Origin of the sequence: Bacillus sp. AFS029637 (genome assembly GCF_002584985.1) — a bacterium.
GTDB lineage: Bacteria > Bacillota > Bacilli > Bacillales > Bacillaceae_G > Bacillus_A.
The window spans coordinates 1-12,715 of the sequence record NZ_NUPZ01000020.1; the positions used below are offsets into that span (position 1 = coordinate 1).

The 12,715-nt window shown below is 36.8% G+C and carries 16 protein-coding genes; 7 read left to right on the top strand and 9 right to left on the bottom strand.

Annotated elements, in window-relative coordinates; translation table 11 throughout:
* Positions 1–315 precede the first annotated feature (315 nt).
* Together COE49_RS08500 and COE49_RS08505 are read left to right on the top strand one after the other, a co-directional pair.
* On the top strand, positions 316–996 hold the full coding sequence (locus COE49_RS08500) for an MgtC/SapB family protein (protein ID WP_088232184.1): 681 nt from the start codon (positions 316–318) through the stop codon (positions 994–996).
* Positions 997–1,090: 94 nt separating this feature from the next.
* On the top strand, positions 1,091–2,086 hold the full coding sequence (locus COE49_RS08505; RefSeq protein WP_098841348.1) for a potassium channel family protein: 996 nt from the start codon (positions 1,091–1,093) through the stop codon (positions 2,084–2,086).
* Here the strand turns inward: COE49_RS08505 and COE49_RS08510 are convergent.
* Positions 2,073–2,486 carry a YugN-like family protein gene (locus COE49_RS08510; RefSeq protein ID WP_098253203.1) on the bottom strand — a complete coding sequence of 138 codons (414 nt, stop codon included), beginning with the start codon at positions 2,484–2,486 and terminating at the stop codon, positions 2,073–2,075. The genes COE49_RS08505 and COE49_RS08510 overlap by 14 nt on opposite strands.
* Positions 2,487–2,593: 107 nt before the next feature.
* On the bottom strand, positions 2,594–3,946 hold the full coding sequence (locus COE49_RS08515) for a glucose-6-phosphate isomerase (RefSeq protein WP_098253204.1): 1,353 nt from the start codon (positions 3,944–3,946) through the stop codon (positions 2,594–2,596).
* A gap of 275 nt (positions 3,947–4,221) precedes the next feature.
* On the opposite strand from COE49_RS08515, the gene COE49_RS08525 reads away from it, so the two are divergent.
* Positions 4,222–4,455: a DUF378 domain-containing protein gene (locus COE49_RS08525; protein ID WP_000105788.1), complete on the top strand. Its 234-nt coding sequence runs from the start codon at positions 4,222–4,224 to the stop codon at positions 4,453–4,455.
* 112 nt (positions 4,456–4,567) lie between these two features.
* Here the strand turns inward: COE49_RS08525 and yugI are convergent, their stop codons facing one another.
* From yugI to COE49_RS08540, 3 genes are all read right to left on the bottom strand, one after another.
* Complete coding sequence (yugI, locus tag COE49_RS08530; protein WP_000003765.1) at positions 4,568–4,912, bottom strand: S1 domain-containing post-transcriptional regulator GSP13; 345 nt, start codon at positions 4,910–4,912, stop codon at positions 4,568–4,570.
* A gap of 254 nt (positions 4,913–5,166) precedes the next feature.
* Entirely contained in the window at positions 5,167–6,357 is a 1,191-nt protein-coding gene (locus tag COE49_RS08535) for an aminotransferase (protein ID WP_088232179.1), read from the bottom strand.
* Positions 6,354–6,851, bottom strand: coding sequence for an Lrp/AsnC family transcriptional regulator (locus tag COE49_RS08540; protein WP_140417457.1), 498 nt, complete (start codon positions 6,849–6,851; stop codon positions 6,354–6,356). Before COE49_RS08540 ends, COE49_RS08535 begins: the two co-directional genes overlap by 4 nt.
* 118 nt (positions 6,852–6,969) lie before the next feature.
* On the opposite strand from COE49_RS08540, the gene COE49_RS08545 reads away from it, so the two are divergent.
* Together COE49_RS08545 and COE49_RS08550 are read left to right on the top strand one after the other, a co-directional pair.
* Complete coding sequence (locus tag COE49_RS08545; protein ID WP_088232177.1) at positions 6,970–7,962, top strand: 2-hydroxyacid dehydrogenase; 993 nt, start codon at positions 6,970–6,972, stop codon at positions 7,960–7,962.
* 109 nt (positions 7,963–8,071) lie between these two features.
* Positions 8,072–8,911: an alpha/beta fold hydrolase gene (locus tag COE49_RS08550; RefSeq protein WP_088232176.1), complete on the top strand. Its 840-nt coding sequence runs from the start codon at positions 8,072–8,074 to the stop codon at positions 8,909–8,911.
* 31 nt (positions 8,912–8,942) lie between these two features.
* On the opposite strand, the gene COE49_RS08555 is transcribed toward COE49_RS08550, so the two are convergent.
* Positions 8,943–9,194 carry a YugE family protein gene (locus COE49_RS08555; protein WP_061680261.1) on the bottom strand — a complete coding sequence of 84 codons (252 nt, stop codon included), beginning with the start codon at positions 9,192–9,194 and terminating at the stop codon, positions 8,943–8,945.
* Positions 9,195–9,310: 116 nt separating this feature from the next.
* On the opposite strand from COE49_RS08555, the gene COE49_RS08560 reads away from it, so the two are divergent.
* A complete protein-coding gene (locus tag COE49_RS08560; protein WP_088232175.1) occupies positions 9,311–10,462 on the top strand; it encodes a MalY/PatB family protein in 1,152 nt (383 codons plus the stop codon).
* Positions 10,463–10,559: 97 nt separating this feature from the next.
* On the opposite strand, the gene sodC is transcribed toward COE49_RS08560, so the two are convergent.
* Together sodC and COE49_RS27575 are read right to left on the bottom strand one after the other, a co-directional pair.
* A complete protein-coding gene (gene sodC / locus COE49_RS08565) occupies positions 10,560–11,099 on the bottom strand; it encodes a superoxide dismutase [Cu-Zn] (protein ID WP_098945866.1) in 540 nt (179 codons plus the stop codon).
* A gap of 68 nt (positions 11,100–11,167) precedes the next feature.
* On the bottom strand, positions 11,168–11,344 hold the full coding sequence (locus tag COE49_RS27575) for a hypothetical protein (RefSeq protein ID WP_088232173.1): 177 nt from the start codon (positions 11,342–11,344) through the stop codon (positions 11,168–11,170).
* 165 nt (positions 11,345–11,509) lie between these two features.
* Here COE49_RS27575 and kapB point away from each other — a divergent pair, with 165 nt between their 5' ends.
* Positions 11,510–11,893 (top strand): kinase-associated lipoprotein KapB, encoded by a 384-nt coding sequence (gene kapB, locus COE49_RS08570; protein WP_088232172.1) that lies wholly within the window; start codon positions 11,510–11,512, stop codon positions 11,891–11,893.
* Positions 11,894–11,933: 40 nt separating this feature from the next.
* Here kapB and kapD read toward each other — a convergent pair whose 3' ends face one another.
* A complete protein-coding gene (gene kapD, locus COE49_RS08575) occupies positions 11,934–12,557 on the bottom strand; it encodes a 3'-5' exonuclease KapD (RefSeq protein WP_088232171.1) in 624 nt (207 codons plus the stop codon).
* Positions 12,558–12,715 lie beyond the last annotated feature (158 nt).

Sequence of the window (12,715 nt, forward strand, 5' to 3'; positions counted from 1 at the left end):
GCGACTTCCTTATGTTAACACCTTCGTTTTTCAATGTCAACTAAGTTTTTCAATTTCTTTTTTGTCGTTTTCTGCGTTTCCGCATCAGCGACGGTTATTAATATATCATGCAGAAAAATGAAATGCAACACCTTTTATAAACTTTTTTTAAAACTACCCACATTTCTTTTTTAATATCATATACTTAAACGAAATATCTCTTTCATGTATGAGTAATTTCTACATATATTCTATATAAAGTCACTCTATCCCAAAACGTTTCTTTCTATAATAAACGTTTTATTCATATACCATATCATACAAGGAGGAATACATATGGACTATACCGATTTATTAATCAAACTAGGTCTTTCAGCTATTTTAGGATTCGCTATCGGTTTAGAGCGCGAATTAAAACGAAAACCACTCGGTTTAAAAACGTGCTTAGTTATATCTATTATTAGTTGCCTCCTAACAATCGTTTCTATTAAAGCAGCTTACAACTTACCACATACTGATCATATGAATATGGATCCGCTTCGCCTTGCTGCTCAAATTGTGTCTGGCATTGGTTTTTTAGGTGCCGGCGTTATTTTACGAAGAGGAAATGATAGTATTGCAGGACTAACAACTGCCGCTATGATTTGGGGGGCTTCTGGTATTGGTATTGCCGTTGGAGCCGGATTTTATATCGAAGCAATTTTCGGAATGTGCTTCCTTATGATTAGTGTAGAACTTATACCACTCACGATGAAATATGTAGGCCCTAGATCATTTCGACAACGTGATATCGCGGTGAAACTTGTTGTGCGAAATATGGACAATATCCCAATTGTCATTGAAGAAATAAAAGAAATGGATATAAAAGTTAAGAATATGAAGCTTAAAACATTAGAAAATGGTTCTCACTATTTACATCTTAAATTATGTATCGATCAAAAAAGACATACTGCTGATGTTTACTACGCTCTCCAACATCTTGAAAGTGTCCAACAAACTGAAGTGGAAAGTATGTAATGTAAAACAAACTCTCTTTTAAATTAGAGAGTTTTTCTTTTTTCTATAATGGTAACAATGAATGTAGTCCTGCAAAGTAAGGAGGAATAAGCAATTGAAATCCCGTCCGAATTTAGTAGATACATTTCGTGATTCCATTATTTTTCGTTTAATTTGTTTTATTGTTGTACTTACTACTTTTTCTGGCTTTCTTATACATAAGTCAGAGCCATCTCATTTCATCACGTGGTTTGATGGCATTTGGTGGTCTATTGTTACCATTTTCACTGTTGGGTATGGTGATTTCGCACCACATACAACGGTAGGAAAAATTATTGGTATGGGCATTATTTTATTAGGAACTGGATTCTGTTCTTATTATATGGTTCTATTTGCTACAGACATGATCAATAAACAATATATGAAAATTAAAGGAGAAGAAGCTGCTACCTCTAACGGTCATATGATTATCGTTGGCTGGAATGAGCGAGCAAAACATGTTGTAAAACAAATGCACATATTACAACCAAACCTTGATATCGTTTTAATTGATGAAACACTTTCTTTACTCCCAAAACCATTTCATCATTTAGAATTTATAAAAGGTTGTCCGCATCATGATCAAACTTTATTAAAAGCGAATATTACAACTGCTCACACTATATTAATAACAGCCGATAAAGAGAAAAACGAAAGCTTAGCTGATACAGAGTCTATTTTAAATATTTTAACTGCAAAAGGACTGAACCCAAACATTCACTGCATCGCTGAACTTCTTACTACGGAACAAATCCAAAATGCAACGAGAGCTGGCGTATCAGAAATTATAGAAGGAAATAAATTAACGAGCTATGTATTTACCGCTTCTCTTTTATTCCCTACTATTTCAGGTGTACTCTTCTCCCTTTATGATGAAATCTCTGATAACAAATTACAACTGATGGAGCCATCCCAATCCTGCATCGGACAAACTTTCGCAAATTGTAGCTACACCCTTTTAAAACAAAACATTCTCTTACTGGGTATAAAGCGTGACGATCAATATATGATTAATCCAGTTCGTTCCTTCATTCTTATCGAAAGCGACATACTCATTGTTATTCACCATTAAGAAAATGATTTTCTAGTTCCTGTATAAGCACTTTCCCAATATTGATATATTTTCTCTTCACATCTCCATCTGGATCTTTCGGCTCAGCAAATTGATCAAACCCACTCGTTCCAGCTGTTAAAGTATTTACATTATCATCTAGTTCGTCTTGATATACATGAGAAAGAATATATGGCGTTTCAAGACGAACCACTACACCAGGTACATCTAGTTCTCCATCTACTGCTGTGAACGGGACTCGTAAAAATTGATACCCATCTTCTTCATCAATTTTATAATCAAAGCACCCTTTATCGTAATCCCAATTGCCACCGATGCTATATCCAAGTGGTTTCATAACCTCTTCTAACTTATATAACGCATATGTACGTCCTGCTAACTTTGATTGAATCGGAATCAAGTCCATCCCTCCTAGACTTTTCCTTTAGCATACCCATTCTAGTTTAAATATACCGATGGACTTTTCGATAAAATAATAAAAAGCGACCGGGTTACGGTCGCTTTTTATTATTTTAAACGCTCTTCTAATTCCGCTTTTAATTCTTCAAATCCTGGTTTACCAAGTAAAGCAAACATGTTTTTCTTGTATGCTTCTACTCCTGGTTGGTCAAATGGATTTACGCCTAATAAGTAGCCGCTCATCGCACATGCTTTTTCGAAGAAGTATACAAGGTAACCGAATGTGTATTCATTTAATTCAGGAATGTTTACGATTAAGTTTGGTACTCCGCCATCGCTATGTGCAAGTAATGTACCTTCGTATGCTTTCGTGTTTACGAAGTCTACAGTTTCACCAGCAAGGTAGTTTAATCCATCTAAATCGTTTTCTTCTGATTCGATTGTTAGTTCATGTGTAGATTTACCTACTTTTAGAACTGTTTCAAATAAGTCACGACGACCTTCTTGAACGTATTGACCTAATGAGTGTAAGTCAGTTGAGAAGTTTGCTGAAGATGGGAAAATACCTTTTTGATCTTTTCCTTCACTTTCACCAAATAACTGTTTCCACCATTCAGAGAAGTATTGAAGTGCTGGTTCATAGTTAACAAGCATTTCAATTGTTTTCCCTTTATTGTATAAAGCGTTACGAACTACTGCGTATTGATAAGCTGGGTTTTCTTCTAGTTCTGATGTTCCGAAGTCACCATGACCAGCAGCTGCACCTTTCATCATCTCTTCAATATTTAAGCCACTTACTGCGATTGGTAATAAACCAACTGGCGTTAATACAGAGAAACGTCCTCCAACATCATCTGGAATAACGAATGTTTCGTAACCTTCGTTATCAGCTAACGTTTTTAATGCACCACGCGCTTTATCTGTCGTTGCATAAATACGTTTGCGAGCTTCTTCTTTTCCATATTTCTCTTCTAATAACTTACGGAAAATACGGAATGCTAGTGCCGGCTCTGTTGTTGTACCTGATTTTGAAATAACGTTAATAGAGAAGTCTTTCCCCTCTAATACATCCATTAAATCTTTCATGTAAGTGGAGCTAATGTTTTGTCCAACAAATAGCACTTGTGGAGTTTTGCGTTGTTCTTTAGAAAGCGTATTGTAGAAAGAATGGTTTAGCATTTCGATTGCTGCACGTGCTCCTAGGTAAGAACCACCGATACCTACAACAAGTAGAATGTCAGAGTCATTTTTAATTTTTTCTGCACATTTTTGAATGCGAGCGAATTCTTCTTTGTCATATTGAAGCGGAAGCTCTACCCACCCAAGGAAATCGTTCCCAGCTCCTGTTTTTTCGTGGATTGCGTGATGTGTTACTTTCACTGCATCACGTAAATAAGTTAGTTCATGTTCACCGATGAAGGATAACGCTTTAGAATAGTCGAAAGTTACATGTGTACTCATCTTTTTCCCTCCAATTATGTATATGTATCTCTGTATTCACTTTAGCGAAACTAAAGTTGTAAATCAAGCGGTTCAACAATTGTAAACGTAACCAATGTATATTTTTTAGAAAAAGTTCATTTTTTGCATAAAAATTCGCATTTTTCGGTATAGATGTATATACATCTATTTTCACATATTTTTTATGTATAAAAACAACATAACTACACCATTCTATAAAAGAGTTAATTAACTCATCGCTTGCTCATGCTTCAAAATTAAGGGGGGACTTTTTCATGAGTACTCTGCAACGTATCGCATTAGTCTTTACTGTTATTGGCGCCGTGAACTGGGGACTGATCGGATTCTTCCAGTTTGACTTAGTAGCTGCCATTTTCGGTGGACAAAACTCAGCTCTCGCACGTATTATTTACGGCATCGTTGGTATCTCTGGGCTTATCAACCTTGGTTTACTCTTTAAACCATCTGAAAATCTTGGTACGCACCCAGAAACAAACGAAATTCGCTAGTCAGTATGTCTTTATTTCACCTCCGACATACGAATATGATTGCATGCAATCATATTTGCAAATATATATCATAATATAAAGTAAAAGAGGAACGCTCATACGCGCTCCTCTTTTACTTTGTTAACTCCGATTCTTCAATCCATTCTGTTAGCTTTTCTCGCAGCGTATTAAATCCATTTTCAGATGGATTCGGTATAAGAATCCGTCCTTGTTTTCTTTTCGCCGCTTTTAACGATAAACTCATTTTTCTGTGTTCTTCATCAATTGAAAGTACTTTTACTTCTACTGTATCGCCGACTTTTAAAAAATCATGAATATCCTTTACATACCCATTTGTAATTTCAGATATATGCACAAGTCCTTGCGTTTCTGCATCTAACGCTACAAATGCACCGTAATCTTGAATTCCAGTTACTTTCCCTGTTACAACCACTCCTGTTGTATATTGTTCTGACATATGAAACACTCCCATACGTTTACCATTTTCTCTACAATTGTAGATAGCAAAGCAGATGTATTTATTGTTAAATATCCGATTGGTTAGTACGTACCGTAAGTAAAGCTACTCAGGATACGCATACCTTATATTAGTAAATTATACCACTATGACTGAACTCATTCAAAAATCATGAAAAAATTTCCTTGTACAAGTATAATTCTCCAATATTGGGATAGAATACTAACACATGGCTTTCTAGTATTCCCCCCCTTTTATGGACAAAACGTATTATGTTTTGTCCTTTTTTTATTCTCTACGAACCGTTCCATTCTCTTCATCGCTTCGAGAAGTTGTTCAAGCGATGTCGCATACGAACAACGAATAAACCCTTCACCACTCCCGCCAAATACACTTCCAGGTACAACAGCCACCTTTTCTTCTAATAATAACTGTTCTGCAAATTCCGCCGAAGATAGTCCAGTTGAAGAAATAGAAGGAAAAACATAAAATGCTCCGCCCGGCACATGACATGTTAATCCCATTTCATTGAAAGATGTCGTCATAAAATTACGACGTTTCTTATAGCTATCTCTCATCCGAATGACTTCATCATTCCCCCCACGTAATGCTTCAAGTGCTGCGAACTGGGACATCGTCGGTGCACACATCATGGAATATTGATGGATTTTAAGCATCAATTCTGAAAATTGAACAGGAGCTGCAATCATACCGAGGCGCCACCCTGTCATCGCAAATCCTTTTGAAAATCCTGAAATTAAAATCGTATGTTCCCGCATGTTTTGAATGCTCGCGAAACTCGTATACACTTCGTCATATACGAGCTCTGCATAAATTTCATCAGATAATACGATTAAATTGTATTTCTCCACAATCACTGCTATTTCTTCCAGTTCGGATGTATTTAACATTGCACCTGTTGGGTTATTTGGTGAACAAAGTAAAATTGCCTTTGTTTTTGCGGTAATAGCTGCTTCAATTTGCTCTGGTTGTACTTTAAACTCGTCTTCTAAAATAGTCGCCACAGGAACTGGAACTCCTCCAGCTAACGTTACAAGCGGCGCATATGAAACGAAGCTTGGTTCAATAATGAGCACTTCATCATCAGGGTTTATAATGGCACGCATCGCTACATCTAACGCTTGGCTCGCTCCAACTGTAACAATGATTTCTTCGTTCGGATCATAAGATACTGCAAATTGTTTTTTTAGATACTTTGCTATTTCTTGACGGAGCTCCAATAATCCTGCATTTGCTGTATATGACGTATATCCCTGTTCTAAAGAACGAATACATGCTTGCCTTACATTCCAAGGTGTAACAAAGTCTGGTTCTCCTACCCCGAGAGAAATAACACCTTTCATATTTGCTGCTAAATCAAAAAACTTTCGAATACCAGATGGTTGTAAAGACTCTGCTACTCTAGATAGTTCAAACCGCTTCATGGCGTCACCACAATTCGCTTATCATCATCGTTCCTTTCATAAATAATCCCCTCATGTTTATACTTCTTCAAAATGAAATGAGTTGTTGTAGAAACGACAGATTCAATTGTTGCTAATTTCTCTGAAACAAACATCGCTACTTCTCCCATCGTCTTTCCTTCTAATGTAATAGAAAGATCATATGTCCCTGACATTAAATACACGGATTTCACTTCTGAATAACGATAAATTTGTTCGGCAACTGCATCGAACCCAACGCCATGCTTTGGTGTAACTTTCACATCAATCATCGCTGTTAAGCCAGTATGTTCTTTTACTTTTGTCCAATCGATATGTGTTACATAGTCCACAATAACCTTTTCACTTTCTAATTTCGCAACTATCTTCTTTACTTCTTCTACTTCTATATTTAACAGCTTCGCTAATGTATCTACAGATAAACGACTACTTTTTTCAAGACAAGCTAATAGTTCTAATTCTTTCTCCGTCACCATATCAATCACCCTTCCTTTTCTCTTGTGTCTAAATTATACAAATACCTTTTCCAGTTTGAAAAGAAGCTTTTTTTAGAGAATTATGTCAAAATAAAGTGAAACTTTAATCAGTGGAAAAATGCAGAATAAAGTGAAAGGGGATGGAACCGTGAAACCAAAAGTTTATATTGCTGAACCAGTGCCAACATTTGTAGAAAACTATTTATCAGAACACTGTGATTATGAAAAATGGGAGCAAAATGAGAAAGTACCTCGTGATGTTCTATTGGAGAAAATACAAGATAAAGATGGGTTATTAAATTTTGGATCTGCTATTAACGATGAATTATTGGAAGCAGCCCCCAACTTAAAAGTAGTAAGCAACATTTCTGTCGGTTACGATAATTTTGATTTGCAAGCAATGGCCAAGCACAATGTTATCGGAACGAATACACCATACGTACTAGATGATACAGTAGCTGACCTCGTTTTCGCTCTTATGTTATCTGCTGGGCGCCGCGTTTGCGAACTCAATTCCTATGTAAAAAACGGGGAATGGAACGCTGAAATCGGAAAAGAACACTTCGGACTAGATGTGCACCATAGTACAATCGGTATTATCGGAATGGGACGCATTGGAGAGGCCGTTGCCAAACGAGCGAAATTCGGATTTGATATGAATGTTCTTTATTATAACCGTCGCCGTAAAGAAGAAGCTGAGCAAAAATTTGATGCTACATATTGTGATTTACAGACGCTACTAAAACAGTCTGACTTTATTGTCCTTCTTACTCCATTAACAGATGAAACATATCACCTTATTGGAGAAAAAGAATTTTCATTCATGAAAGAAACGGCCATCTTTATTAATGCTTCTCGCGGGAAAACAGTAGATGAAGATGCGTTAATTCATGCGTTAACAGAAAAGAAAATCTTTGCCGCAGGCATCGATACTTTTACACAAGAGCCGGTCCAAAAAGATAATCCGCTCTTATCATTACAAAATGTTGTAACTTTGCCGCACATCGGATCTGCAACATTAAAAACTAGGCAGCAGATGGCTATGACCGCTGCTGAAAATTTAGTCGCAGGATTACAAGGAAAGACACCGCCTAATATTGTTCGCGGCTAATATTAAATAACGAAAAGGCAAGATGACATCGTCATCTTGCCTTTTTTTGTTAACATATTTTTTTCGTGCTTGGAAATGATATGAACAAAAATCAATGGAGTGACAAAAAATGAATCACGAATATACTTGTCCTTATTTCACTTTTTCCACTCGCGGCACTACAATTCATTACGAATTGTATGAACATAATAACAAAACGGAATGTCCTACTTTCGTACTCGTTCACGGCTTTTTATCTTCCTCATTCAGTTACCGTCGTCTCATTCCTTTACTATCAAAAGCAGGGACAGTACTGGCTCTTGATTTACCACCGTTCGGAAAAAGCGATAAGTCTCATCTCTTTAAGTATTCTTATCACAATTTAGCAACGATTATTATCGATCTAATTGAACATTTATCTCTCTCAAATATTGTGTTAGTTGGGCATTCTATGGGGGGACAAATTTCTCTTTATGTAAATCGTATACGCCCTGAACTCATCTCAAAGACGATTTTACTATGCAGCTCTAGCTATTTAGCACGCGCAACCCTACCTTTACTATATTCTTCTTATTTACCGTTCTTTCATTTATACGTAAAGAACTGGATTATACGGCGCGGCATTGTTCACAACTTAATGAATGTCGTTCATGATCACTCATTAATCGACGATGAAATGAAGGAAGGTTACTCCGCTCCTTTTTATGACAACCGTATATTCCCCGCTTTAACTCGCATGATACGAGACCGTGAAGGTGATCTCTCGTCGACTGAGTTACAAAAAATCAAAACACCTACACTACTCATTTGGGGTGAAAAAGATCGCGTCGTCCCTGTACATGTAGGTCATCGTCTACACAAAGATTTACCGAATTCGAAATTTATTTCTTACGAAAATACAGGACATTTACTACCTGAAGAAAAGCCTGAACACGTTTATGAAGAAATCATCGCGTTTTCCGCGCAATAATATAAAAAGGGCTGTCGGAAATTCCGACAGCCTACAATGAACAACTTCCACCTTCTTTTACTACAAGTAACTCCACAGCTAACTTCTCACATTTTTCAAGCGCAGGCACTTCCTCAAAAGACATAAAGTATATATGTTGAATCTTCTTTGCGATATATTTTGGATCGTCAAACACACTTACGACGTTCACAACATCGCTCGCCTCTGTTTCATAAAACTCCGGTCCCATTTGAAACGGATCCCAATTCTTCACAACCTCTATCATCTTTTCATATGTACCCATTCGCTTCCCGCCTTTTCACTTTTTAATGCTTTTCTTTATCCTATCACATCAGCTATTCTATAAGAAGAGAGAGAACTTTCTAACTTAACGGTTTTACAGAAGAAGGGGGCAAACTTATGCAACTATTTCATAAAACAGTAAATCGACGTGGAACACATAGTACAAAATGGGATACTTATAAAAATGAAGAACTTCTTCATGCTTGGATTGCGGATATGGATTTTGAAGTACCAAAGCCCATTCAAACCGCTTTGAAGAAACGTATCGAACATCCTATTTTCGGCTATACACTTCCACCTGAAACTATTGGGGATATTATTTGTAATTGGGCAAAGAAACAATACAACTGGGATATTCAAAAAGAATGGATTGTCTTTAGTGCAGGAATCGTTCCAGCTCTTAGTACGAGCATACAAGCTTTCACAAAGGAAAACGAAGCCGTTCTCGTACAACCACCTATTTATCCTCCATTTTCCGAAATGGTTACAACAAACGACAGACAATTATGCTTGAGTCCATTATATAAACAAGATGGCACATATATGATAGACTTCGATCATTTAGAAAAACAATTTCAACAAGGGATCAAACTCATGCTTCTTTGTAGTCCTCACAATCCTATCGGACGCGTTTGGACGAAAGACGAGCTAACGAAGCTTGGAGCGTTATGTGCAAAATATAATGTAATTGTTGTCTCAGATGAAATTCATGCCGATATTATTTACGGAGATCGTACGCATACACCATTTGCCTCTTTATCTGAAGAATTAGCAGCACGTACCATTACTTGTATGGCTCCAAGCAAAACGTTTAATATAGCTGGATTACAAGCATCTATCGTTATTATTCCGAATGAAACACTACGTAATACCTTTACGTCTATTCAATATCGACAAGGGTTCCATGGGTTAAATACATTTGCTTATACCGCGATGCAAAGCGCCTATACAGAATGTAATGATTGGCTAAGTGAAATCCGTTTATATGTAGAAGAGAATGCTCGTTTTGCATGTGAATACATTGAAACGCACATACCTACTCTTTCTGTTACAAAGCCAGAAGGTAGCTTTTTATTATGGATTGATTGCTCTCGCCTAAACCTTTCTCAACATGAGCGCACCACATTACTTGAGGAAAAAGGAAAACTAATCGTTGAACCTGGTGAGAAGTACGGATTAGGTGGCGAAGAACATATTCGAATTAACATCGGTTGCCCAAGATCTGTTTTAGAAGAAATTTTAAACAGACTGTGCCATACATTTTCATAATAGCGAAGGAGGCTGTTCCATTTTTTTAGAACAACCTCCTTTTATTTATAGTTACTACTACGTCATTTCACAAAAAAGCTACCTTTCGCGGTAGCTTCTACTTTTTCTTTATATCCGATGCTTTTTTCACAATTACACCACAAGCAATTCGATCACCTGATTTACCTGTCGGTTGTGTCATACCATCATCCGGATTTTCTGTAATAATAATAGACGCACCATCTTTTCTATGGATCGTCATTTTTCCTTCTTCAATCGTTATATGCGGTGCATCGATTTCCGCTTTAATCTTTCCAGAACCGTCTGCAATTACATTCGGCAAATCTCCATTTTCTGCACCCTTCGGATTAAGAAGCCCATGCTTTTTATCATCTGGATTAAAATGATTCCCGGCTGATTCAAAATTAGGCGCTTTACACTCTCCAATTTCATGTACATGTATACCATGCGGGCCCGGCGCGAAACCTTCCCCTTTAATCACAATTTTCACTCCGCTTGTTTGCTGAGTTACTTTTGCAGTCCCTACTTCATCTCCTGAAGCATTATGTAATTTCACATCAATTTCTTTCGGCTTTCCTTGGTCACAACCCGCCACCAGAAATAATAAACAACAACTGAAAAAAAGCCGTCTTTTCATTCTATTCCCTCCAAAATACATTCTGCCCTTAGATTGTCCGAGCAGAGAGGGAAACATACAAAAATGCATTACGGTTTCTTTTTAGCTAAAAGTTTTTCTTCTACTTTCTGTAATTGCTCCGCTTCGCGTTTTGAAACGCGAATAAACATGCGCCACGTCGCAACCGCACCGATAATAAATAGCACGCAAACGATCCCTGGAATAATATATTCTGTTTTATCTTCCGGAAAATATAAAGGCATCATATTAGAACACTCCTTATTATAGGATTTAAAAAACATCAGAATTTTCTGTTATATCAATTTAAATTATAGTGTAACCTATCCATATTCTCAAGGGGCGTTCCGAAAGCGAATGATTTCTTTGACTCCTTCTCACACTTTCCTTACTATAAACTTGAGGTGAAAAATATGAGAGAAACACTTGAAATTGGTGAAATCGTTACTGGTATTTATAAAACAGGAAAATACATCGGCGAAATTACAAATAGCCGCCCTGGCAGTTACGTTGTAAAAGTACTAGCTGTTGTAAAGCACCCGGTACAAGGCGATCTACATAACGTAAAACAAGCTGACGTACCATTTTTCCATGAAAGACGCGCTTTAGCTTTTCGTGAACAAACGAACATTCCAGCACAAATGGTGAAAAAGTATGACGGAGAAATCCCCGATTATACAGAATCACTACAGTTAGCATTAGAAACTCAAATACATTCATTTTCTGAAGATGATTCACCTTTTGCAGCACGTAGTCTTGAAACACTAGCGCAATTGAAACAAGATTACAAACTTTAAAAAACAAAACGACCAAATTACATGTTGTGCAATTTGGTCGTTATTGTGTACTTACTTTCTTTAATACTTTTGAAAAATCAACAAGTTCCCCTAATGTTGGAGGTGCCGGTTTCACTAAATACTCTTTATCTTTTTCTACTAATTTAAAAATATTATAGGTCGTCATCGCATCATCCAGCGCACAATGATGCTTCCCTGTCCCTACTTTTCCATATGCCTCAATTGCTTTCCATAACCCCGTTTGATTTCTTTCTCCAAAAAACTTCTTATACTCCAGTGATAAATCACGACATTGTCCGAAGAATGGAAAGGGTACTCCCGCCATTTCGCAATTATGCTTCAGCACTTTCATATCCATATTTCCCCACGTTACAATTGTCGGTTTACATTTCTTTTCATATTCAGCTAGCTTCTCAATAAGTTCAGGGAAAGAAATTCCTTTATCCACTACTTCTTGCTTAATCCCTAAAAATTTTTTACACCGATCCGTTAAAGATGGAAATGTTTTTGGCCTAACATGTGATGAATACGTATCTTCTACTTTACAACCAACAACCGAAACGAGTCCGACCTCAATAATCTCTGGGAAAAATCCTTTCGGTTTCTTTCTATGCTGGGGCATCGTAAACTCAAAATCTAAAAATAAAAATCGTTGTTCATCCATACGATCCCTTCCTTATCATCTTTGTCATTCCTTTCTAATTGACAATCCTACACGAACAAGCTCGAATGCTCATTCTATTTCAAATATTCAGATTGGATGTATCTTATATATATGTCAAATGCCCATAAATATTTTTAAAAATAAGAAAAAATGACCAA